Raw genomic sequence first — 25,820 nt, forward strand, 5'->3', positions numbered from 1 at the left:
GGGTCACCGGGGGAGCTTGGCCAGGGCCTGCTCGATACGGACCAACGCGTCGGCGACGTGCGGCACCGTCAGCGGGTCGGCGGCGGTCTGGGTCTGCCGCTGCTGCTCCGGGGTGTCGCCGTAGAGCATGCTGGTGGCGGCCCGGAACCGCAGCGCCTCCGGCCGGTCGCCGAAGTGGTGGCCGGAGAGCACCGCCACGCCCAGCTCCTCCAGCAGGTGGTGCTGCAGGGTGGCCCCGTCGGTGATGCCCTGCTCGGCCAGCGGCTCGCGCAGCGGCGCGAAGTCCGGGTAGACGTAGAACGCGCCGGTCGGCGGCCGGCAGGTGGCACCCGCGTCCACCATGATCCGGTGCACCGCGCCGGCCACCGCGCCGTGCAGCGCGGCATCCTCGGTGAGCCGCTCACGGATCTCCGGCGGCTCGGCGAAGGCGTACCGGGCGACCGACTGCATCGGCCCGGCCAGGGTGGACCAGATCTCGCTGGCCACCGAGGCGACGTCGGCGCGGATCCGCTCCCCCCACCCGCCGGCCGGGAACCGGGCCGCGCCGATCCGCCAGCCGCCGAGCGCCAGGTTCTTGCTGAGCCCGGTGAGCACCACGGTCCGCCGGGGTGCGACCTCGGCGGGGGAGAGCAGGTCCGTGCCCGGGGTGTGCAGGATGTCCCGGTAGATCTCGTCCGAGACGATCAGCAGGTCCTCCTCCTCGGCGATCGCGCACAGCTCGCGGACGAGGTCGTCCGGGGCGTGCGTGCCGGTCGGGTTGTCCGGCGAGGTGAGCACCAGGATGCGCGGGTCGTGGCCGAGCACCCGGGCGGCGCGGATCGTCTCCCGCAGCGCCGCCGGGTCGGGCACCCCGCCGCACGACTCGGGCACCGGCACCCCCAGCGCGGTCCGGCCGGCGAGCCGGGCCTGCGGGGCGTAGGTGACCCAGCTCGGCGCGGCGAGCAGGGTGTCCCCGCCGACGACCAGTTGCAGGGCCATCAGCAGCGGCTTGCTGCCCGGCGCGATGATCACCTGGTCGGCCTCGGTGGGCAGCCGGCGGCGGGAGAAGTACCCGGCCACCGCGTCCCGGGTGGCCGGGTCACCGACCACCGGCCCGTAGGCGTTGCGGTCGCCGCCCTCGGTCAGCGCCCGCAGCAGCGGCGGGAACACCGGCAGGCGGGACTCGCCGAAGCCCAGGTGCACGATGGACTCGCCCGCGGCGATGCGCTGCGCGACCATCTGGTCGAGCGCGAGGTTGGGCGAAATCTTCCGGCCGGCCATCGCCAGCTCCCTTCGGGTCGGTGGGTGTTCAGGCGGTGACGGCCGCGCCGGGGCGGGCCGCGCTGGGGCTGACCGCGGCGAGGATGTCCGCCGGGGCCGTCGGGTCCAGTTCCAGGTCGCTCAGCCAGGCCGCGTCGGCCGACCAGCGGGCCCGGAACGGCCGGCCGACCAGCCGCCGGTCGCGGGCCTGGATCAGCCGGAGCTGGAAGAAGTCGCCGTCCGGGGTCCGCTCGACGCCGTCGACGAGGACCTTGCCGGGGGTGGCCGACATGACCGGTCCGCGCACCGTCCGGGCCAGTCCGGGCAGATCCTGGTACGCGGTACGGAAGATGTCGGCGGCCCGGGTCAGCGGCACCTGGAAGTAGTCCCGGGGACCGGTGTCCCGCTCGACGAACATGTAGTAGGGCACCGCGCCGACGGCCAGCTCCGCCCGCCACATCTCGCTCCAGGCGCGGGCGTCGTCGTTGACGTAGCGGATCAGCGGGGCCTGGCAGTAGACCACCGCCCCGGTCGACCTGATCCGGGCGATGGCCCGGGTGGCGACCTCGGTGGCCAGCTCCCGGGGGTGGCTGAAGTGCGCCATCACCGCGACGCTGCGCCCCGACGCGACCACCTGCTCGAACAACCGCAGCAGGTCGTCGGCGTCGGTGTCGGAGACGAACCGGTACGGCCAGTAGGCGACCGCCTTGGTGCCGAACCGGATGGTGCGCACCGTGTCGACCGTCAGCAGCGGCTCCACGTGGCTGCGCAGCCGCTCCGTCGACATGATCATCGGGTCGCCCCCGGTGACCAGCACGTCGGTGACCGCCGGGTGCCGGTGCAGGTAGCTCACCAACTGCTCCGGGCCGGGTGCGGCGAACCGCAGGTCGGCGTCCCCGACGAACTGCGCCCACCGGAAGCAGTAGGTGCAGTACGCGTGGCAGGTCTGCCCCTGCTGCGGGAAGTACAGCACCGTCTCCCGGTACTTGTGCTGCATGCCCGGCAGTTCCTGACCGTCCAGGCTGGGCACGTTGTGCTGCTGCTGCCCGGACGGATGCGGGTTGAGCCCCGCCCTGATCCGGGCCACCTCGCCGCGCAGCCCCTTGCGGTCACCGGCGCGCAGCAGGTCGCCGACGATCCGCTCGTCGTCGGCGGCGAGCATGCCGCGCTGCGGGAACACCAGCCGGAAGATCGGGTCGTCCGGGATGCGGTCCCAGTCGATCAGGTGCGACAGGACGTACTCGTTGACCCGGAAGGGCAGCACCTGGGAAATGGTGCGGATCGCGTGCAGATTGTCGGCCGACAATCCGTACCGGCCGCCCAGCTCTTCGATGTGGTGCGGCCCGAAGGAGTGGAACCGCCCCGGATCGGCGGTCGTGGAAACGAGCAGGGACATCAACCATCCTCCATGGGGGGTTGCGCCCACCGACGTGGCGTGACTCAATCACCGGTGCGCGCCCGCGAGAATCGCTCGACGGTCAACAGCGCGTTGCCTCGCCCACACGCTAGTGGCGGCCCGTCCGCCCGGACCCCTAGCGGAACCCCAGAGCCGCCCCTTAGCGCAGCCGGTAGGGGGAGGCTAGGGGCGTCGCGGGGGTGTAGGTGGATTTCCTTTCCTGATTACGTATCCCTCGCCTGGTCCGGCCGGCGCCCGGCGTGTCGCCCGGATACGCCGTACCGCACCGAGCGGCCGTGCAGACACCGATGCCAGCGCCGGATCACGTGCGCCCGGTGCGACCCGAGGGAGTGCTCCGTGACGATCGATCAGGAGATCCGTAAATATCCGTTCAGCGAGGCGCCCGGGATCGACATCGACCCCGTCTACGGGCTGCTGCGCAGCACCGAGCCGCTGGCCCGGGTGCAACTGCCGTACGGCGAGGTGTCCTGGCTCGCCACCCGGTACGAGGACGTCAAGACCGTGCTGACCGACCCGCGGTTCAGCCGGGCCGCGGCGCAGGGCAAGGACCAGCCCCGCACCCGCGAGGAGATGACCTACGAGGGCATCATCGGCCTCGACCCGCCGGACCACACCCGGCTGCGCAAGCTCGCCGGCAAGGCACTGACCGCCCGCCGGGTCAACGAGATGCGCGAGGGTGCCCAGCGCATCGCCAACGAGTACGTCGACGAGATGATCGCCAAGGGCTCCCCGGGTGACCTGGTCGAGCTGTTCGCCCTGCCGTACCCGATCACCGTCATCTGCGAGCTGCTCGGGGTGCCGTTCGAGGACCGGGCCCAGTTCCGGATCTGGACCGAGGGGCTGACCAGCACCAGCGAGCAGCTGATGGTCTACGCCGAGCAGCTCTTCGGCTACATGGGCAAGCTGGTCGCCCAGCGCCGCGAGCAGCCCACCGACGACCTGCTCGGCGCGCTGGTCAAGGCCCGCGACGAGGGCGACCGGCTGACCGAGCAGGAGCTGCTCTCCATCGCCGGGGTCGGGCTGCTGCTCACCGGCGTCGAGACGGTCTCCACGCACATCCCCAACTTCGTCTACGCGCTGCTCACCCACCCGGAGCTGATGGCGCAGCTGCGCGCCGACCGGAGCCTGGTGCCGGCGGCCGTGGAGGAACTGCTGCGGATGATCCCGCTGAACCCGGCCGCCATGTTCCCCCGGTACGCGGTGGAGGACGTGGAGCTGAGCGGGATCACCGTGCGCGCCGGTGAGCCGGTGCTGGTCTCGCTGCCCGGGGCCAACCGGGACCCGGAGATCTTCGACAACCCGGAGACCTTCGACTTCACCCGCGAGCAGAACCCGCACGTCGCGTTCGGCCACGGCCCGCACCACTGCCTCGGCGCGCAGCTCGCCCGGATGGAGCTGCAGGTCGCCCTGCACACCATCCTGGACCGGTTCCCCGAGCTGAGCCTGGCCGACGGCGACGCGGGCGTGTCGTGGAAGTCCGGCCTGCTGGTCCGGGGCCCGAACAAGCTGCTGGTGGCCTGGTGACCGCTGTGGACACCAGGTGGACGGTCACCGTCGACCGGGACGCCTGCATCGGTACCGGGGTCTGCGCCGGCGCGGCCCCCCGCCAGATCGAGATCCGGGCCGGCAAGGCGTCCGCCCTGGCCCCGGAGACCGCGCCCGACGAGGCGGTCATCGACGCCGCCGACATGTGCCCGATGTCCGCGATCACGGTCCGCGACGCCGCCTCCGGCGCGCTGCTCGCGCCCGAGGAGTAACACCGCCCCGACCGGTGAACCCACCGGTCGCCGCGAGGCCGCCGCGACCGGTCCCCCCTACCGGTCGCGGCGGCCTTGCCGTGATCGGGCGCCGAAAGCCGACACACCGAGCCGGGCGTCGAACCCGGAGACCTAGTGGAGCGTGCCATGAGCGAGTCCGTGAACCCCACCGGTGCCGAGCCCGACGCCCTGTCGGCACTGCGGCGGCGGCTGGAGGGCCGCACGGCCGACGAGCAGGACCGGGCGCTCACCGCGCTGGTCCGGGAGCAGGCCCGCGACGTGCTGCGGACCGTACTGCCGGACGGCCCGGACGCCGTCGAGCCCGGCCGGCCCTTCCGCGACCTGGGCTTCGACTCGCTCGCCGCGGTCGAGCTGCACCGCCGGCTCACCGCCGCGACCGGCCTGGACCTGCCGGTCACCCTGGTCTTCGACCACCCGACGCCGCAGGCGGTCGGGCGGCTGCTGCGGACCCTGCTCGGTGGGGACGCCGCACCCGCGCCGGTCGCCGCGCCGCTACGCCGGCCCGCCGCCGACGACGAGCCGATCGCCGTGGTCGGCATCGGCTGCCGCTATCCGGGGCACAGCACCTCTGCCGACGACCTGTGGCGGCTGGTCGCCGAGGGCCGGCACGTGATCAGCGACTTCCCGACCGACCGGGGTTGGGACACCGACGGGCTCTACGACCCGGACCCGGGCAAGCCGGGCAAGACCTACGTGCGCCAGGGCGGTTTCCTGGAGGGCGCGGCCGAGTTCGACGCGGACTTCTTCGGCATCAGCCCGCGCGAGGCGATGACGATGGACCCGCAGCAGCGGCTGGTGCTGGAGACCGCCTGGGAGGCGCTGGAGGACGCCGGCATCGACTCGGCGTCGCTGCGCGGCAGCCAGACCGGTGTCTTCATCGGCGCCGAACCGCAGGAGTACGGCCCCCGGCTGCACGAGGCCCCGGAGGGACTGGACGGCTACCTGCTCACCGGCAACGCGCCGAGCGTGGTGTCCGGTCGGCTCGCCTACACCTTCGGTTTCGAGGGCCCGACGCTGACCGTGGACACCGCCTGCTCGGGTTCGCTTGTCGCCCTGCACCTGGCCTGCCAGGCGGTGCAGCGTGGTGAGTGCACCACCGCGTTGGCCGGTGGCGTCGCCGTGATGGTGCACCCGGGCGCGTTCACCGCGTTCAGCCGGCAGCGCGGCCTCGCCCCGGACGGGCTGTGCAAGCCGTTCGCGGCGGCGGCCGACGGCACCGGCTGGGCCGAGGGGGTCGGCATCCTGGTGCTGGAGCGGCTCTCCGATGCCCGCCGCAACGGCCACCGGGTGCTCGGGGTGATCCGGGGATCGGCGATCAACCAGGACGGCGCGTCCAACGGGTTGACCGCCCCGAACGGGCCGTCCCAGCAGCGGGTGATCATGTCCGCGCTGGCCTCGGCCGGCCTGGCCCCCGCCGACGTCGACCTGGTCGAGGCGCACGGCACCGGCACCCGCCTCGGCGACCCCATCGAGGCGCAGGCGATCATCGCCACCTACGGCCGGGAACGCCCCGCCGACCGGCCGCTGTGGCTCGGTTCGCTCAAGTCCAACATCGGCCACTCGCAGGCCGCCGCCGGTGTCGCCGGTGTGATCAAGGTGCTGATGGCGATGCGGCACCGGGTGCTGCCGCAGACCCTGCACGTCGACGCGCCCACCCCCAACGTGGACTGGTCCGCCGGCACCGTCGCCCTGCTCACCGAGGCCCGCCCGTGGGACGACGCGGGCCACCCGCGCCGGGCCGGGGTCTCCTCGTTCGGGGTCAGCGGCACCAACGCGCACGTCATCGTCGAGGAGCCGCCGGCCGTCGACGACGAGGCCGTGCCCGCCGTGCCGCAGCTGCCCAGCGAGGTGCTGCCGGTGGTGCTCTCCGCCCGCGGCGAGGCCGCGCTGCGCGACCAGGCCGCCGCGTTGCTCGCCGTCGTGGACACCGACGGGGACGCCCCGGAACTGCTCGACGTCGCGTACTCGCTGGCCACCACCCGGACCGCGCTGGAGCACCGGGCGGTGCTGGTGGCCCGGGACCGGGCCGCGACGGTCCAGGACCTGGCCGCCCTCGCCGCCGGTGGCGACGTGCCCGGCGTGCACCTGGGCCAGGCCACCGGTGGTGGGCTCGGCTTCCTGTTCACCGGGCAGGGCAGCCAGCGGCTGGACGCCGGCCGGCAGCTGCACCGCAGCTACCCGGTCTACGCCACCGCGTTCGACGACGCCTGCGGCTGGCTCGACCTGCAACTGGACGTGCCGCTGGCCGACGTGCTGTTCGCCGAGCCCGGCACCGCCGAGGCGGCCCTGCTCGACCAGACCGCCTACACCCAGTGCGCGCTGTTCGCGGTGGAGGTCGCCCAGTTCCGGCTGCTGGAGTCGTGGGGGATCCGGCCGGACCTGCTCGCCGGGCACTCGATCGGTGAGCTGGCCGCCGCCCACGTCGCCGGGGTGCTCTCCCTGGAGGACGCCGCCCTGCTGGTCGCCGCCCGGGGCCGGCTCATGCAGCAGCTCCCCGCCGAGGGCGCGATGATCTCGGTGCAGGCCACCGAGGAGCAGGTCCGTCCGCTGCTGGCCGGCCGCGAGGCTCAGGTGGGCCTGGCCGCGGTGAACGGCCCCGCCTCGGTGGTGGTCTCCGGCGACGAGGACGCCGTGCTGGAGGTGGTCGCCGCCCTCGCCGCCGCCGGGCACAAGACGAAGCGGCTGAAGGTCAGCCACGCCTTCCACTCGCCGCTGATGACGCCGATGCTCGCCGAGTTCGGCCGGCTGGCGCACGTGCTCACCTACCGCCCGCCGACCATCCCGGTCGTTTCCACGGTCACCGGCCGGCCGGTGCTCTCCGGGGAACTGTGCGACCCCGAATACTGGGTGCGGCACGTACGCGACAGCGTCCGGTTCGCCGACGCCGTCCGGGCCATGGCCGACGAGGGGGTCACCACCTTCCTCGAACTCGGTCCGGCCGGTGTGCTCTCCGCGATGGGTCCGGCCTGTCTCGACGACGACGCCGACGCGGTCTTCGCCCCGCTGCTGCGCGCCGACCACGACGAGGAGGCCGACGTCGTCGCCGCCGTCGCCCGCGCCCACGTGCGGGGGGTGCCGGTGGACTGGACGGCGTTCTTCGCCGCCCGTGGGGCGCGTCGGGTCGCGCTGCCCACGTACCCGTTCCAGCGTCGCCGGTTCTGGATGGAATCCGGCGGCGGCAGCGCCGACGCGACCGGCTTCGGTCAGCTCGCCGCCGGGCACCCGCTGGTCGGTGCGGTCGTCGGCCTGGCCGGCGGCGACGGCGTGGTGCTCACCGGTCGGGTGTCGCTGCGCAGCCACCCGTGGCTGGCCGACCACACCATCTCCGGGGTGGCGCTGCTGCCCGGCACCGCCTTCGTCGAGCTGGCCGTGCGGGCCGGCGACCAGGTCGGCTGCCCCACCGTCGAGGAGCTGACCCTGGAGGCTCCGCTGGCGCTCGACGAGCGCGGCGTCGCCCTCCAGGTGGTCGTCGGCGCCGCCGACCCGGCCGGCCGCTGCCCGGTGGCCGTCTACTCGCGGCCCGACGGGTCCGACCCGGACGACCAGCTGTGGACCCGGCACGTCAGCGGCTTCCTCACCCCGGAGGCCGTCGACGCCGGTCAGCCGCTCACCCAGTGGCCGCCGCGCGACGCCCGGCCGGTCGACCTGGCCGGCATCTACGCCGAACTGGCCGACCAGGGCTACGGCTACGGCCCGGTCTTCCAGGGCCTCAAGGCCGTCTGGCGACGCGGCCAGGAGGTGTACGCCGAGGTCGCGCTCCCCGCCGACAGCCGGGCCGAGGCGGCCCGCTTCGGCCTGCACCCGGCGGTGCTGGACGCCGCCCTGCACGCCATCGACGCGGCCCACCGGGGCGAGCCCACCGACGACGCGGTGCGCATCCCGTTCGCCTGGAACGACGTCACCCTGCACGCCGCCGGTGCGGCCGAGGTGCGGGTGCGGATCGCCCCGGCCGCCGGGGACAGCGTGTCGGTGACCCTCGCCGACGCCACCGGCGCACCGGTGGCCTCGGTGCGGTCGTTCGTCTCCCGGCCGGTCTCCACCGCCCAGCTCACCGCCGCCCGGGGCGGCTACCACGAGCGGCTGTTCCGGCTGGAGTGGACGAAGCTCGGTCACCGGCCCGCCCCGACGGGCACCCCCCGCTGGGCGGTGCTCGGCGACGAGCGGATCGGCACCGCCCCCCGGTACGCCGACCCGGCCGCACTGGGCGCCGCGATCGACGCCGGCGCGACCGCCCCCGAGTTCGCGTTCGTCGGGGTCGACGCCGGTGACGTCCGGGCCGCCACCGCCGACGCGTTGACGCTGCTGCAGCAGTGGCTGGCCGACGCGCGGCTGGCCGGCACCCGGCTGGTCTTCGTCAGCCGCGCCGACGACCTCGCCACCGAGGCGGTCTGGGGTCTGCTGCGCGCCGCGCAGACGGAGAACCCGGACCGGTTCGTCACCGTCCGGCTCGCCGACGCCCCCACGTCGCTGCTGGCCGCCGCCCTGGCCACCGGCGAACCGGAGCTGCGGGTACGTGACGGGGAGATCAGTGTGCCCCGGCTGGCCCGGGTCGCCACCACCCCCGACGGCAACGACGACGCCGCCGGGTGGCCGACCGACGGCACGGTGCTGGTCACCGGCGGCACCGGCGGGCTCGGCGCGCACGTCGCCCGGCACCTGGCCGGCAACCACGGCGTACGCCACCTGCTGTTGACCAGTCGTCGTGGCCCGGCGGCGGCCGGTGTGGCGCAGCTGCGCGCGGAACTGGAAGCGGCAGGCGCGAGCGTCGACGTGGCCGCCTGCGACGCGGCCGACGCCGACGCCCTGGCCGCGTTGCTCGCCGCCGTCCCGGCCGACCGGCCGTTGCGGGCGGTGGTGCACGCCGCCGGCATCGTCGACGACGGGACGATCGGCTCGCTCACCCCGCAGCGGCTCGACGCGGTGCTGCAGGCCAAGCTGGACGGCGCGGTCAACCTCGACCGGCTGACCCGCGACGCCGACCTGACCGCCTTCGTGCTCTTCTCCTCGCTGGCGAGCCTGCTCGACTGCGCCGGGCAGGGCAACTACGCCGCCGCGAACGCCACCCTGAACGCGCTGGCCACCACCCGTCGGGCGCAGGGCCGGCCCGCCGTCGCCCTCACCTGGGGTCTGTGGACCGGTGACAGCGGCATGGGCGGCCAGCTGGACGCCGCCGCGTTGCAGCGCATCGAGCGGTCCGGCATGCCCGGCCTCAGCCCGGCCGAGAACCTGGCCCTGCTCGACGCGGCGCTCGGCGTCGACGAGCCGGTGCTCGCCCCGATCCGGGTCGACCTGACCGCGCTGCGCAACCGGCCCGACGGGGTGCCGGCGCTGCTGCGCGGCCTGGTGCCGCTGCCGGCCCGGCGGGCCGCGCAGGCCGCCGGCCCGGCGGACGCCGCCCAGGGGCTGGCCCGGCAGTTCGCCGGCCTCACCCCGGCCGAACGGGACCGGGTCACCCTCGACCTGGTCCGCGCGCACGTCGCCGCCGTGCTCGGCCACGACGGTGCGGAGGCGATCGAGCCCCGCCGCGCCTTCAACGAGCTGGGTTTCGACTCGCTGGCCGCGGTGGAGCTGCGTAACCGGCTCAACGCCGCCACCGGGCTGCGGCTGCCGGCGACCCTGGTCTTCGACTACCCGACGCCGGTGGCGCTCGCCGAGTTCGTGGTCTCCACCGTGCTCGGCACCGACGTGGACCCGGTGGTGCCGGAGCTGGCACCTGCCTCGTTCACCCAGGAGCCGATCGCGATCGTGTCGATGAGCTGCCGCTTCCCCGGTGGGGTGAGCACTCCGGAGCAGCTGTGGGAGCTGTTGGAGGGCGGCGTCGACGCGGTCTCCCCGTTCCCCACCGACCGGGGCTGGGACCTGGCCGGCATGTACGACCCGGAGCCCGGCAAGCCCGGCAAGACGTACTCGATGGAGGGTGGTTTCCTCTACGACGCGGCCGACTTCGACGCGGACTTCTTCGGGATCAGCCCGCGTGAGGCGGTCGCGATGGACCCGCAGCAGCGGTTGCTGCTGGAGACGTCGTGGGAGGTGCTGGAGCGGGCCGGGATCGACCCGACCTCGCTCAAGGGCAGCCCGACCGGTGTCTTCGCCGGCGTCATGTACCACGACTACGCGCTGCGCCTGCACCAGGTGCCCGACGAGCTGGCCGGTTACCTGGGCAACGGCAGCCTCGCCAGCATCGTCTCCGGCCGGGTCGCCTACACCCTCGGTCTGGAGGGGCCGGCCGTGTCGATCGACACCGCCTGCTCGTCGTCGCTGGTGGCGATCCACCTGGCCGTGCAGGCGCTGCGGGCCGGGGAGTGCTCGCTGGCGTTGGCCGGCGGCGTCACGGTGATGTCCACCCCGGACACGTTCATCGACTTCAGCCGCCAGCGGGGCCTGGCCAAGGACGGCCGCTCCAAGTCGTTCGCCGCCGGGGCCGACGGCACCGGCTGGGGTGAGGGCGCCGGCATGCTGCTGCTGGAGCGGCTCTCCGACGCGCGGGCCAACGGCCACCAGGTGCTCGCGGTGATCCGGGGCTCGGCCACCAACCAGGACGGCGCGTCCAACGGGCTGACCGCCCCGAACGGTCCCTCGCAGCAGCGGGTGATCCGGCAGGCGCTGGCCTCGGCCGGTGGCATCCCGGCGACCGAGGTCGACGCGGTGGAGGCGCACGGCACCGGCACGGCTCTCGGCGACCCGATCGAGGCGCAGGCGCTGCTGGCCACCTACGGGCAGGGCCGGCCGGGTGAGCGTCCGCTGTGGCTCGGCTCGATCAAGTCGAACATCGGCCACACCCAGGGTGCGGCAGGTGTCGCGGGCGTGATCAAGATGGTGCTGGCGATGCGCAACGGTCTGCTGCCCCGCACCCTGCACGCCGACGAGCCGTCCCCGCAGATCGACTGGTCGGCCGGCGAGGTGCGGCTGCTCACCGAGGCGCAGCCGTGGCCGGCGCTGGACCGGCCGCGCCGGGCGGGCGTGTCGTCGTTCGGCATCAGCGGCACCAACGCCCACGTCATCGTGGAGGAGGCCCCGCCGGTCGAGCTGGAGGGCGAGATCGTCCCGCCGCCGGCCGTGCTGCCGTGGGTGCTGTCGGCCAAGACCGAGGAGGCACTGCGCGCCCAGGCCGCCCAGCTGCGGGCCGCCGTCGCCGCCACCACCACCGACCCGGGTGACCTCGCGTACGCGCTGGCCAAGGGGCGGGCGGCGCTGGACCGGCGGGCCGTCGTCGTCGGCGACGTCAGCGACTTCCTGACCGGCGCGGACGCCCTGGTCGCCGGGGCCGCGGTGCCGACGCCGTTGCAGGGCGGCTCCGGGGTGGTGTTCGTGTTCCCGGGGCAGGGTTCGCAGTGGGTGGGGATGGCGGTGGAGTTGTTGGATTCGTCTCCGGTGTTTGCGGAGCGGATCGGTGAGTGTGGGGTGGCGTTGTCGGAGTTTGTGGATTGGCGGTTGGTTGAGGTTTTGCGGGGTGTGGAGGGTGCTCCGTCGTTGGAGCGGGTTGATGTGGTGCAGCCGGTGTTGTGGGCGGTGATGGTGTCGTTGGCGGGGTTGTGGCGGTCGTTCGGGGTGGTGCCGGATGCGGTGATTGGGCATTCGCAGGGTGAGATCGCGGCGGCGGTGGTGGCGGGTGGTTTGTCGTTGCGGGATGGGGCGTTGGTGGTGGCGTTGCGGAGTTTGGCGATTGCGGAGGTGTTGGCGGGTCGGGGTGCGATGGCCTCCATCGGCCTGCCCGCCGAGCGGGTCCGCGAGCGCCTCGACGCCTACGACGGCCGGGTGTCCATCGCCACGGTCAACGGGGTGTCGTCGGTGGTGGTCTCCGGTGACCCGGACGCCGTCGACGACCTCGTCGCCGCTCTCAGCGCCGAGGAGGTGCGGGCCAAGCGGGTGAACGTGGACTACGCGTCGCACTCGGCCCAGGTGGAGCTGATCGAGCAGCGGCTGCGCGACGACCTCGCCGAGGTGTCGCCCCGGTCGTCGACCGTGCCGTTCTACTCCACGGTGACCGCCGGGGTGCTGGACACCACCGGCCTGGACGCCGGCTACTGGTACACCAACCTGCGGCAGACCGTCCGCTTCGAGGAGACCACCCGGGTGCTGCTGCGGGCGGGGATGCGGGTGTTCCTGGAGTGCAGCGCGCACCCGGTGCTGACCATGGGTGTCGAGGAGACCGCCGCCGACGCGGGCGTCGAGGTCGCCGCCGTCGGGTCGCTGCGCCGGGGCGAGGGCGGGCTGCGTCGTTGGCTCACCTCGCTGGGTGAGGCGTTCGTCCGTGGGGTGCCGGTGGACTGGTCGTCGGCGTTGCCGGCGCGTCCGCGCGGGGAGGTGCCGCTGCCGACGTACCCGTTCCAGCGCCGCCGCTACTGGATCGACGCGACCAGCGGCACGACCGACGTGGCGTCGGTGGGCCTCGGCGCGGCCGGCCACCCGCTGTGGGGTGCGTCGGTGGCGATGGCCGAGTCCGGTGAGGTGCTGTTCACCGCCCGGATCTCGCTGGACACCCACCCGTGGCTGGCCGACCACGCCGTCAACGGCACCGTCCTGCTGCCCGGTGCGGCCTTCGTCGAGATGGTGCTGCACGCCGGTGACCACGTCGGCCTCGGCCACCTGGAGGAGCTGACCCTGCACGCCCCGCTGCTGCTCGCCGAGCGCACCGCCGTGCAGGTACAGCTGCTGATGACCGCCGCCGACGAGTCGACCCGGCGGACCGTCAGCGTCCACTCCCGGGCCGAGCACGCCGAGGCGGAACAGCCGTGGACCCGGCACGCCACCGCCGTGCTCACCGACACCCCGGCCGCCGCCGGCTTCGACCTGTCGGCGTGGCCGCCGTCGGGTGCGGTGCCGGTGCCGACGGCGGGGTTGTATGACGACCTGGTGGTGCAGGGGTACGAGTATGGTCCGGTGTTCCAGGGGGTGCAGGCTGCCTGGCGGGTTGGTGAGGTGGTGTTTGCTGAGGTTGCGCTTCCGGAGGAGGCGCATGGGGAGGCGTCGCGGTTCGGGGTGCATCCGGCGTTGTTGGATGCGGCGTTGCAGGTGGTGGGGATCGGTGAGCCGGTGCCGGTGGGTCGTCCGCCGTATCTGCCGTTCGCCTGGACGGATGTGACGCTGCACGCCACGGGCGCCACCGCCCTGCGGGTGCGGGTCACCCCGACCGGCCCGGAGGCGGTCACCCTGCACCTGGCCGACCCGACCGGTGCGCCGGTCGCCGAGATCGGTTCCCTGGTGTCCCGGCCGGTGCAGCTCGCCGCCGCCACCACCGAGGGCAACCTCTACCGGGTCGACTGGACCACCGTCGCGGTGCCCGCCACCCCGACGACGCCCTCGTGGGCCCACCTGGCGGATCTCGCCGACGACGTGCCGGAGCTGGTCCTCGCCCGTCTCACGGGCGACGGACCGGTCGCCGACGTCGAGGTGGCCGCGCGGGCCGCGGTGGGTACGGCGCTCGCGCTGCTGCAGCGCTGGCTGGCCGACCCCCGGTTGGCCGAGTCCCGGCTGGTGGTGCTCACCAGCGGCGCGGCCGACCAGGTGACCGACCTGGTGCACGCCCCGGTGTGGGGCCTGGTCCGGGCCGCCCAGGTGGAGAACCCGGGTCAGTTCGTGCTGGTGGACGCCGATCCGGAGACTCCGGTGGAGGAGATCCTGGCGGCGGTGGGCACCGGTGAGCCGGAGCTGTCGCTGCGCGACGGTCAGGTGCGGGTGCCGCGCCTGGCCCGCGCCGCCGCCGGGGAGCCGGTGTGGCGGGCCGACGGTGCGGTGCTGGTGACCGGTGGCACCGGTGTGCTGGGCGGGCTGGTGGCCCGGCACCTGGTGGAGGTGCACGGGGTGCGGGACCTGGTCCTGACCTCCCGGCGCGGGTTGACCGCGCCGGGTGCGGTGGAGTTGCGGGACGAGTTGGCGGCGTTGGGTGCCTCCGTGGAGGTGGTGGCGGCCGACCTGGCCGACCGGGACGCGGTCGCCGGGGTGCTCGACGCCATCCCGGCGTTGACCGCCGTCGTGCACACCACCGGCGCGCTGGACGACGGTACCGTCGCCGCGTTCACCGACGCGCAGCTCGACACCGTGTGGCGGGCCAAGGCCACCCCGGCCTGGCACCTGCACGACCTCACCCGGGACCGTGAGCTGTCCGCGTTCGTGCTGTTCTCCTCGGCCGCCGGCGTGGTCGACGGCTCCGGGCAGGGCAACTACGCCGCCGCGAACGTCTTCGTCGACGCCCTGGCCGCGCACCGGCGGGCCCTGGGCCTGCCGGCCACGTCGCTGGCCTGGGGTTTCTGGGAGCAGCGCAGTGGGATGACCGCGCACCTCGGCGAGGCCGACGTGGCCCGGATGGCCCGCTCCGGCGTGCTCGGCATCGGCACCGACCAGGGTCTCGCCCTGCTGGACGCGGCGGTCGCCACCGACGAGCCGCTGCTGGTGCCGGTCCGGCTGGACACCGCCGCGCTGCGGGCCCAGGGCCAGCAGCTCCCGGCGCTGTTCCGGGGCCTGGTCCGGCTCCCGGCCCGACGGGCCGCCGGTGCGACCGCGACGCCGGTCGGCGGCTCGGCACTGCACCGGCAACTGCTCGGCCTCGCCGACGCCGACCAGCGGCGACTGCTGCTCGACCTGGTCCGGGCCAACGTCGCCGGGGTGCTCGGCCACGAGAGCCCGGCCACCGTCGAGCCGTCCCGGGCGTTCCGGGAACTCGGCTTCGACTCGCTGGCCGCCGTCGAGCTGCGCAACAAGCTCAACACCGCCACCGGGCTGCGGCTGCCGGCGACCCTGGTCTTCGACTACCCCAACCCGACCGCGCTCGCCGACTACCTGCACACCAGGATCCTCGGTGCGGCCACCCCGCAGGCCCCGACCGTGGCCACCCCCGTCGCCGACGACGAACCCGTCGCCATCGTGGCGATGAGCTGCCGCTTCCCCGGCGGGGTCCGCACCCCCGAGGACCTGTGGCGACTGCTCGCCGACGGCACCGACGCGATCACCCCGTTCCCCACCGACCGGGGCTGGGACCTCGCCGGCATGTACGACCCGGAGCCCGGCCGGACCGGCAAGACGTACGCCATGGAGGGCGGTTTCCTCTACGACGCGGCCGACTTCGACCCGGACTTCTTCGGGATCAGCCCGCGTGAGGCAATCGCGATGGACCCGCAGCAGCGGCTGCTGCTGGAAACCTCGTGGGAGGCCCTGGAGCGGGCCGGCATCGACCCGAACTCGCTGCGCGGCAGCCTCACCGGTGTCTTCGCCGGGGTCATGTACCACGACTACGCCAGCCGGCTGCCCGAGGTACCCGAGGAACTCGCCGGTTACCTGGGCAACGGCAGCATGGCCAGCGTCGCGTCCGGCCGGATCGCCTACACCCTCGGCCTGGAGGGGCCGGCGGTCAGCGTCGACACCGCGTGTTCGTCGTCGCTGGTGGCGATCCACCTGGCCGTGCAGGCGCTGCGCTCCGGCGAGTGCTCGCTGGCGCTGGCCGGTGGCGTCACCGTGATGTCCACCCCGGACACGTTCATCGAGTTCAGCCTCCAGCGGGGCCTGGCCGCCGACCACCGGTGCAAGTCCTTCGCGGCCGGCGCGGACGGCACGGCGATGTCCGAGGGCGTCGGCATGCTGCTGCTGGAGCGGCTCTCCGACGCCGAACGCCACGGTCACCACGTCCTCGCCGTGGTGCGGGGTTCGGCGATCAACCAGGACGGCGCGTCCAACGGCCTGACCGCCCCGAACGGTCCCTCGCAGCAGCGGGTGATCCGGCAGGCCCTCGCGGCGGCCGGTGGCATCCCGGCCACCGAGGTGGACGCCGTCGAGGCGCACGGCACCGGCACCACCCTCGGTGACCCCATCGAGGCGCAGGCGCTGCTGGCCACCTACGGTCAGGAACGGCCCGGGGACCGGCCGCTCTGGCTCGGCTCGGTGAAGTCGAACATCGGGCACACCCAGGGTGCGGCAGGCGTCGCCGGTGTGATCAAGATGGTGTTGGCGATGCGCAACGGGGTGCTGCCCCGCACCCTGCACGTGGACGAGCCCACCCCGCAGGTGGACTGGTCGGCCGGGGCGGTGCGGCTGCTCACCGAGACGCAGCCGTGGCCCGCGCTGGAGCGGCCCCGCCGTGCCGGTGTCTCCTCGTTCGGCATCAGCGGCACCAACGCCCACGTCATCCTCGAACAGGCACCCCCGGCCGAGGAACCGCCGGTCGACGTCCCCGAGCCGGAGCTGCTGCCCTGGGTGCTGTCGGCCCGCACCGACCAGGCCCTGCGGGAGCAGGCCGCCCGGGTGGCCGACGTCGCGGGCGACGGGTCCGTCAGGGCCGGTGACCTCGCGTACGCGTTGGCGACCGGGCGGGCGCTGCTCGACCGGCGCACGGTGATCGTCGGCGACCGGAGCGACTTCGTCGCCGGGGCGCGGGCGTTCGCCGAGAACGGCACCGCCCCCGGTGTGCTCCAGGGCGGCACGGTCTTCGTGTTCCCGGGGCAGGGTTCGCAGTGGGTGGGGATGGCGGTGGAGTTGTTGGATTCGTCTCCGGTGTTTGCGGAGCGGATCGGTGAGTGTGGGGTGGCGTTGTCGGAGTTTGTGGATTGGCGGTTGGTTGAGGTTTTGCGGGGTGTGGAGGGTGCTCCGTCGTTGGAGCGGGTTGATGTGGTGCAGCCGGTGTTGTGGGCGGTGATGGTGTCGTTGGCGGGGTTGTGGCGGTCGTTCGGGGTGGTGCCGGATGCGGTGATTGGGCATTCGCAGGGTGAGATCGCGGCGGCGGTGGTGGCGGGTGGTTTGTCGTTGCGGGATGGGGCGTTGGTGGTGGCGTTGCGGAGTTTGGCGATTGCGGAGGTGTTGGCGGGTCGGGGTGCGATGGCCTCCATCGGCCTGCCCGAGCGGGCGGCGGCCGAACGGCTGACCGGCTACGCCGACCGCATCTCGATCGCCACCGTCAACGGCACCTCCTCCGTCGTCGTCTCCGGTGACCCGGACGCCGTCGACGACCTGGTCGCGACGCTGACCGCCGAGGGGCTGCGGGCCAAGCGGGTGAACGTGGACTACGCGTCGCACTCGGCCCAGGTGGAGCTGATCGAGCAGCGGCTACGTGCCGACCTCGCCCAGGTCACCCCCCGTGCCGCCACGGTCCCGTTCTACTCGACCGTCACCGGTCGGGTGCTGGACACCACCGGCCTGGACGCCGGCTACTGGTACACCAACCTGCGGCAGACCGTCCGCTTCGAGGAGACCACCCGCGCCCTGCTCGACGCCGGGATGCGGGTGTTCCTGGAGTGCAGCGCGCACCCGGTGCTGACCATGGGTGTCGAGGAGACCGCCGCCGACGCGGGCGTCGAGGTCGCCGCCGTCGGGTCGCTGCGCCGGGGCGAGGGCGGGCTGCACCGCTGGCTCACCTCGCTCGGTGAGGCGTTCGCCCGGGGCGTCACCGTCGACTGGTCGCCGGTGCTGCCGGCCCGGCCCCGGGGCGAGGTGCCGCTGCCGACGTACCCGTTCCAGCGCCGCCGCTACTGGCTGAACGCCACCGGTGGCAGCGCCGACCTCACCTCCGCCGGTCTCGGCTCCGCCGGGCACCCGCTGTGGGGGGCCGCCGTCACCATGGCCGAGTCCGGCGAGGTGCTGTTCACCGGCCGGATCTCGCTGGACACCCACCCGTGGCTGGCCGACCACGCCGTCAACGGCACCGTCCTGCTGCCCGGCACCGGCTTCGTCGAACTCGTCCTGCACGCCGGGGACGACGTCGGCCTCGGCCACCTCGACGAGCTGACCCTGCACGCCCCGCTGATCCTGCCCGAGCAGGGTGCCGTACAGGTGCAGTTGCTGCTCGCCGCCGCCGACGACACCGGCCGCCGGACGGTCACCGTGCACTCCCGGCCGGAACACACCGGCAGTTGGGTCCGGCACGCCACCGGCGTGCTCTCCGCCGACGTCACCGACCCCGGCTTCGACCTGCGGGTCTGGCCGCCGTCGGGTGCGGTGCCGGTGCCGACGGCGGGGTTGTATGACGACCTGGTGGTGCAGGGGTACGAGTATGGTCCGGTGTTCCAGGGGGTGCAGGCTGCCTGGCGGGTTGGTGAGGTGGTGTTTGCTGAGGTTGCGCTTCCGGAGGAGGCGCATGGGGAGGCGTCGCGGTTCGGGGTGCATCCGGCGTTGTTGGATGCGGCGTTGCAGGTGGTGGGGATCGGTGAGCCGGTGCCGGTGGGTCGTCCGCCGTATCTGCCGTTCGCCTGGACGGATGTGACGCTGCACGCCACGGGCGCCACCGCCCTGCGGGTGAAGGTCACTGCCAGCGGCCCGGAGTCCGCCACCCTGCACCTGGCCGACCCGGACGGCGAACCGGTCGCCGTGGTCGGCGCGCTGGTGTCCCGCCCGGTCCAGCTCACCGCCGCCGCCCCGACCGACGGGGACCTCTACCGCGTCGACTGGGTGACCGTGCCCACCGGCACCGCCGCCGAGTCGTGGGGCTACCTGGAGGGTCTCGGCCTCGGCGTACCCGACGTCGTGCTCGCCCCGCTCACCCCGCCCGCCGCCGACCTCGACCCGGCCACCGCCGCCCGGACGGCGGTGGGGGAGACCCTCGCCCTGCTCCAGTCCTGGCTCGCCGACCCGACCCAGGCCGCAGCCCGGCTGGTCGTGATCACCAACGGTGCCGCCGACGGCGGCACCGACCTGGCCCACGCCCCGATCTGGGGCCTGGTCCGCGCCGCGCAGGCGGAGAACCCCGGCCAGTTCGTGCTGGTGGACGCCGATCCGGAGACTCAGGTGGAGGAGATCCTGGCGGCGGTGGGCACCGGTGAGCCGGAGCTGTCGCTGCGCGACGGCCAGGTGCGGGTGCCGCGCCTGGCCCGCGCGACCACCACCGGTGGAGCGTGGCGGGCCGACGGCACCGTCCTGGTCACCGGCGGCACCGGTGTGCTGGGCGCGCTCGTCGCCCGGCACCTGGTGACGGTGCACGGGGTGCGGGACCTGGTCCTGACCTCGCGGCGCGGGCTGACCGCGCCGGGCGCGGCGGAGCTGCGCGACGAACTGACCGGCCTCGGGGCCACCGTCGAGGTGGTGGCCGCCGACCTGGCGGACCGGGACGCCGTCGCCACCCTGCTGGACGGCATCCCGGCGTTGACCGCCGTCGTGCACACCACCGGGGTCCTCGACGACGGCCTGCTGACCGCCCTGACCCAGGAACAGCTCGACACCGTGTGGCGGGCCAAGGCCGACCCGGCCTGGCACCTGCACGAGCTGACCCGCGACCGTGACCTGTCGGCGTTCGTGCTGTTCTCCTCCGCCGCCGGGGTCCTCGACGGGGCGGGGCAGGCCAACTACGCCGCCGCGAACGTCTTCGTCGACGCCCTGGCCGCGCACCGGCGGGCCCTGGGCCTACCGGCCACGTCGCTGGCCTGGGGTTTCTGGGAGCAGCGCAGTGGGATGACCGCGCACCTCGGCGAGGCCGACGTGGCCCGGATGGCCCGCTCCGGCGTCCTGCCGCTGGACTCCGACCGGGGTCTGGCCCTGCTGGACGCGGCCGTCGCCGGCGACGAGCCGCTGCTGGTGCCGGTGCGGCTGGACACCGCCGCGCTGCGCGCCCAGGGCCAGCAGCTCCCGGCGCTGTTCCGGGGCCTGGTCCGGCTCCCGGCCCGACGGGCGGCGGGTGGTCCGGCCACCCCGGTCACCGGCTCCGGCCTGCACCGGCAGCTCGTCACCCTCGACGCGGACGACCAGCACCGGGTGCTGCTCGACCTGGTCCGGGCCAACGTCGCGGCCGTCCTCGGCCACGACAGCGGCACCGCCGTCGAGCCGGCGCGGGCGTTCAAGGAACTCGGCTTCGACTCGCTGGCCGCCGTCGAGCTGCGCAACAGGCTCAACACCGCCACCGGGCTGCGGCTGCCGGCGACCCTGGTGTTCGACTACCCGAACCCGACCGCGCTGGCCGGGTACCTGCACGGCACGATCCTCGGCGGACCGGCGTCGGCGCAGCCGAGCACGGTGGTCCGGCCGGTGGTCGACGAACCCGTCGCCATCGTGGCGATGAGCTGCCGCTTCCCCGGCGGGGTCCGCACCCCGGAGGACCTGTGGCAACTCCTGGTCGACGGCGCGGACGCCATCTCGTCGTTCCCCACCGACCGCGGCTGGGACCTCGACCACCTCTACGACCCGGAGCCCGGCAAGCCCGGCCGGACGTACTCGCTGGAGGGTGGTTTCCTCTACGACGCGGCCGACTTCGACCCCGACTTCTTCGGCATCGGCCCGCGTGAGGCGGTCGCGATGGACCCGCAGCAGCGGTTGCTGCTGGAGACGTCGTGGGAGGTGCTGGAGCGGGCCGGGATCGACCCGACCTCGCTCAAGGGCAGCCCGACCGGGGTGTTCACCGGGGTCATGTACCACGACTACGGCAGCCGGCTGTCCGAGGTGCCCGAGGAGTTGGCGGGCTACCTGGGCAACGGCAGCATGGCGAGCGTCGCGTCCGGGCGGATCTCGTACACCCTGGGCCTGGAGGGGCCGGCGGTCAGCGTCGACACCGCGTGTTCGTCGTCGCTGGTGGCGATCCACCTGGCCGTGCAGGCGCTGCGCTCCGGCGAGTGCTCGCTCGCGCTGGCCGGCGGGGTCACGGTGATGTCCAAGCCGGACACCTTCCTGGACTTCAGCCTCCAGCGGGGGCTGGCCGCAGACGGCCGGTGCAAGTCCTTCTCCGCCGACGCCGACGGCACCGGCATGTCCGAGGGGGCGGGCATGCTGCTGCTGGAGCGGCTCTCCGACGCCGAACGCCACGGTCACCACGTTCTCGCCGTGGTGCGGGGTTCGGCGATCAACCAGGATGGCGCGTCCAACGGCCTGACCGCCCCGAACGGTCCCGCCCAGCAGCGGGTCATCCGGCAGGCGCTGGCCGCCGCGGACGTCCGCCCCGACGAGGTCGACCTGGTCGAGGCACACGGCACCGGCACCACCCTGGGCGACCCGATCGAGGCACAGGCGGTCCTCGCCACCTACGGTCAGGACCGTCCGCAGGACCGGCCGCTCTGGCTCGGCTCGATCAAGTCGAACATCGGCCACACCCAGGGCGCGGCAGGTGTCGCTGGCGTGATCAAGATGGTGTTGGCGATGCGCAACGGGGTGCTGCCCCGCACCCTGCACGCCGACCAGCCGTCGCCGCAGGTGGACTGGTCGGCCGGGGCGGTCCGGCTGCTCACCGAGGCGCAGCAGTGGCCGGCACTGGAGCGGCCCCGCCGTGCCGGTGTCTCCTCGTTCGGCATCAGCGGCACCAACGCCCACGTCATCATCGAGCAGGCACCGGCGGTCGAGGCGACGCCGGCCGACGGGGACGCCCCGCACACCCCACCGGTGCTGCCCTGGCTGCTCTCCGCCCGCTCGGCGGAGGCGCTGCGCGCCCAGGCCGGGCTGGTAGCCGACACCGGGGCCACCCTGGACGTGGCGTACTCGCTGGCCACCACCCGGGCGGTGCTGGAACGTCGGGCCGTGGTGGTCGCCCCGGCCGGGGACGACGCGGTCCGCGCCCTGCGCGCGGCCGCCGGGGGCACCGACCCCGCCGAGTGGGTGCAGGGGACGCCGTCGGCCGGCAAGCTCGCCATGCTCTTCACCGGCCAGGGCGCGCAGCGCCTCGGCATGGGCCGCGAGCTGGCCGCGGCGTACCCGGCCTTCGCGGCGGCGTTCGCCGAGGTGTGCGCCCACCTGGACGCGCAGCTCGACCGGCCGCTGCGGGAGGTGCTCTACACCGAACCCGACGTCGCCGACGCCGCGCTGCTCGACCAGACGGTCTACAGCCAGAGCGCGCTGTTCGCCATCGAGGTGGCGCTGTACCGGCTGCTCGAATCGTGGGGCGTCCGGCCCGACCTGGTCGCCGGGCACTCCATCGGCGAGATCAGCGCCGCGCACGTCGCCGGGGTGCTGTCGCTGCCCGACGCCGCGACCCTGGTCACCGCACGCGGCCGGCTGATGCAGGCGATGCGGGAGGACGGCGCGATGGTCGCCGTCGAGGCGTCCGAGGAGGAGATGCGCGGGGAGCTGGCCGGTCGGGAGACCGAGCTGGGTGTCGCGGCGGTCAACGGCCCCCGGTCCGTGGTGATCTCCGGTGACCACGACGCCGTCGGCGCGCTCGCCGACGACTGGCGGGCCCGGGGACGCCGGATCAAGCGGCTGCGGGTCAGCCACGCGTTCCACTCCCCGCACATGGAGCCGATGCTGGCCGAGTTCCACCGGGTCGCCGCCGGGTTGACCTTCGCACCGCCACGGGTGCCGGTGGTGTCCAACCTGACCGGCCGGCTCGCCGACCCCGACGAGATCACCACCCCCGGCTACTGGGTGCGGCACGTCCGGGAGGCGGTCCGGTTCAGCGACGGGATCGCCACCCTGGAGGCGGCCGGCGTCACCACGTTCCTGGAGGTGGGCCCGGACGCGGTGCTCACCGCGATGGGCCGGGAGTGCGTCACCGACACCGGGGGCGTCACCCTGGTGCCGGTGCTGCGCGGCGGCCGGGACGAGGCGGCGACCCTGCTGACCGCCCTCGCCACCCTGCACACCCGAGGTGTCCCGGTCGACTGGCGGGCCTGGTTCGTGCCCACCGGCGCCCGGGTCACCGACCTGCCGACGTACCCGTTCCAGCGGCGTCGGCTCTGGCTGGACGCTCCAGCGGGCGGCGGTGACGTGCCGGCGCTGGGTCAGCGGCCGGCCGCCCACCCGCTGCTCGGCGCGGTCGTCGGGCTGGCCGGTGCCGACGGCACCGTGCTGACCGGCCGGTTGTCGCTGCGGACCCACCCGTGGCTCGCCGAACACGATCTCGCCGGCACGGTGCTGCTGCCCGGCACGGCGTTCGTCGAGCTGGCCGTCCGCGCCGCTGACCAGGTCGGCTGCGCCCAGGTGGAGGAGTTGACGCTGGAGGCCCCGCTGGTCGTCCCGCCCCGGGGCGGCGTCGACCTGCAGGTGGTGGTGGGAGCGCCCGACGGGACGGGACGCTGCCCGGTCACCGTGCACTCCCGGCCGGAGGACGGCGTCGACGGATGGACCCGGCACGCCACCGGCGTGCTGGCCCCGGCGGCGTCGACCGCGTCGGCCGGTCCGGCCGGCGACGCCTGGCCGCCCGCCGGGTCGATCCCGGTCGACCTGGCCGGCCGCTACGACCGGCTGGCCGACGCCGGCTACCACTACGGTCCGCTCTTCCAGGGCCTGCGGGCCGCCTGGCGCAACGGCGACGAGGTGTACGCCGAGGTGGCGCTCCCCGACGAGGCGACGTCGACGGCCGGTCGGTTCGGCCTGCACCCGGCGCTGTTCGACGCGGTGCTGCACACCCTCGACCTGACCGGGGACGAGCCGGACGACGACCAGCTGCGGCTGCCGTTCGCCTGGCGTGGCGTCACCCTGCACGCCACCGGCGCGACGGCGCTGCGGGTGCGGCTGCGCCCGACCGGCCCGCAGGAGGTGGCGTTCGACCTGGCCGACACCACCGGCGCACCGGTCGCCTCGGTGGCCTCGCTGGTGGTCCGGCCGCTCGCCGCCGACCAGCTGGGCGGGGCGCGGTCCGGGCACCGCTCGTCGCTGTACCAGGTCACCTGGACCGCGGTGGAGACGCCGCAGGGCACCGGCGACGGCACGACCGTGGTCCTCGGCGACGACGACCTCGGCCTCGGGGTGTCCCGGCACGCCGACCTCGCCGCGCTCGCGGCGCGGGACGGCACGCCGGACACCGTCGTGGTGGCCTGGCGTTCCCCGTCGGATTCCCCCTCGGCGGTGGCCACCGGGGCGCTGTCCCTGGTGCAGCAGTGGCTCGCCGACGACCGGTTCGCCGGTGCCCGGCTGGCGCTGGTGACGACCCGGGCGGTCGCCACCGTCGACGGCGAGGACGTGCCCCGGCCGGTGGACGCCACCGTCTGGGGGCTGGTCCGGGCCGCGCAGGAGGAGAACCCGGGCCGGCTGGTCCTGATCGACGTCGACGGGCCGGACCCGGCGGGGGTGCGGGCGGCGCTGGCCGTCGACGGCGAACCGCAACTGGCGGTCCGTCGCGGTGGCCTGCTCGCGCCCCGGCTGGCGGCGCTGCCGGTGCCCGACGAAGAGCCGCCCGCCGGCATCGACCCGACGGGCACGGTGCTGGTCACCGGCGGCACCGGGGGCCTGGGCCGGCTGCTCGCCGAGCACCTGGTGACCCGGCACGGCGTACGACGGCTGCTGCTGGCCAGCCGGCGCGGCCCGGCGGCCCCGGGGGTGGACGAGCTGACCGCCCGCCTGACGGCGGCCGGCGCGGAGGTGACGGTGGCCTCCTGCGACCTGGCCGACCGGGCGGCGGTGGCGGCCCTGCTCGACGGGGTGCCCGCCGAGCACCCGCTGACCGGGGTGGTCCACGCCGCCGGGGTGGTCGACGACGGGTTGCTGCCGACGTTGACCCCGCAGCGGGCGGCGGCGGTGCTCGGCCCCAAGGCGGAGGCCGCCCGTCACCTGCACGAACTCACCCTGCACCGGCCACTGCGCTGGTTCGTGCTGTTCTCCTCGGCGGCGGCCACCCTGGGTGGCGCCGGCCAGGCCAGCTACACCGCGGCGAACGCCTACCTGGACGCCCTCGCCCAGCACCGGCGGGCGCACGGTCTCGCCGGCACCGCGCTGGCGTGGGGCCTGTGGGCCGAGGCGGGCAGCGGGATGACCGGGCACCTCGGTGCGGCGGACCTGCGCCGGATGGCCCGTTCCGGGGTGGGCGCGTTGTCCACGCCCGACGCGTTGGCGCTGTTCGACGCGACCCTCGGGCCGGTGCCGGCGGTGGCCCTGCCGGTCCGGCTGGACCTGGCCGCGATCCGGTCCCGGGCCGACGGGGTGCCGCCGCTGTGGCGCGGCCTGGTCCGGGCGCCCGCCCGGCGGGCGGCGGCCGGTGCGGCCGGCCCGGTGGCGGGGGAGAAGCCGTTGGCCGACCGGCTGGCGGGGCTGTCGCCTGACGACGCCGACCGGACCGTGACCGAGCTGGTCCGGGCCCGCGCGGCCGAGGTGCTGGGGCACGACCGCCCGCACCTGCTGGACGTGGACAAGGGCTTCCTGGAGTTGGGCTTCGACTCCCTCGCGGCCGTGGAGTTCCGCAACAGCCTCGGTGCGGCGACCGGGCTGCGGTTGCCGGCGACGCTCATCTACGACCACCCCAGCCCGACGGCGGTGGCCCGGTTCGTCCGGTCCGAGCTGGCCGGTGACCTGCCGGCCGCACCGTCGCTGGAGGCGGAGCTGGCCCGGTGGGAGACGCTGCTGGACGGCACCGTGCCGGACGAGGCGGAACGGGGCCGGATCACCGTCCGGCTCCAGGCGCTGATGTCCCGGTGGAACGCGGCGTACGGGGCGGCCGAGGTGACGTCGGACGCCCGGGACCTGGCGTCGGTCACCGCGGACGAGTTGTTCGACATCCTCGACGACGAGTTGGAGGCGTCCGACTGACCCTCTTCCGAGGAGGCCCGAGGTCCGTCGACCCCCAC

The 25,820-nt window shown here is 74.6% G+C and carries 5 protein-coding genes; 3 read left to right on the forward strand and 2 right to left on the reverse strand.

Translation table 11 applies throughout. The annotated features are described in order from the left end of the window. Positions 1 to 3 precede the first annotated feature (3 nt). Positions 4 to 1,260, reverse strand: a complete 1,257-nt coding sequence (locus ACN261_RS18405) for a pyridoxal phosphate-dependent aminotransferase (RefSeq protein ID WP_425851233.1) — start codon at positions 1,258 to 1,260, stop codon at positions 4 to 6. A 28-nt stretch (positions 1,261 to 1,288) separates the two neighbouring features. Continuing rightward, a complete protein-coding gene (locus tag ACN261_RS18410) occupies positions 1,289 to 2,635 on the reverse strand; it encodes a KamA family radical SAM protein (protein ID WP_421486591.1) in 1,347 nt (448 codons plus the stop codon). A 357-nt stretch (positions 2,636 to 2,992) separates the two neighbouring features. Between ACN261_RS18410 and ACN261_RS18415 the strand changes: the two genes are divergently transcribed. The 3 genes from ACN261_RS18415 to ACN261_RS18425 all read left to right on the forward strand — a co-directional run bounded on the left by ACN261_RS18415 (position 2,993) and on the right by ACN261_RS18425 (position 25,782). Continuing rightward, positions 2,993 to 4,180 carry a cytochrome P450 gene (locus tag ACN261_RS18415; RefSeq protein WP_204928163.1) on the forward strand — a complete coding sequence of 396 codons (1,188 nt, stop codon included), beginning with the start codon at positions 2,993 to 2,995 and terminating at the stop codon, positions 4,178 to 4,180. Next, positions 4,177 to 4,413 carry a ferredoxin gene (locus ACN261_RS18420; protein ID WP_088642118.1) on the forward strand — a complete coding sequence of 79 codons (237 nt, stop codon included), beginning with the start codon at positions 4,177 to 4,179 and terminating at the stop codon, positions 4,411 to 4,413. Before ACN261_RS18415 ends, ACN261_RS18420 begins: the two co-directional genes overlap by 4 nt. Before the next feature lie 159 nt (positions 4,414 to 4,572). Beyond that, complete coding sequence (locus ACN261_RS18425) at positions 4,573 to 25,782, forward strand: SDR family NAD(P)-dependent oxidoreductase (RefSeq protein WP_425853623.1); 21,210 nt, start codon at positions 4,573 to 4,575, stop codon at positions 25,780 to 25,782. The last annotated feature ends 38 nt before the right edge of the window (positions 25,783 to 25,820 follow it).

This window comes from Micromonospora sp. WMMD723, from assembly GCF_049863385.1.
Classification (GTDB): Bacteria; Actinomycetota; Actinomycetes; order Mycobacteriales; family Micromonosporaceae; genus Micromonospora; species Micromonospora wenchangensis.

Coding starts and splice junctions, on each gene's coding strand:
- ACN261_RS18405 (WP_425851233.1), bottom strand. CDS start 1,260: ATGGCCGGCCGGAAGATTTCGCCCAACCTCGCGCTCGACCAGATGGTC.
- ACN261_RS18410 (WP_421486591.1), bottom strand. CDS start 2,635: ATGTCCCTGCTCGTTTCCACGACCGCCGATCCGGGGCGGTTCCACTCC.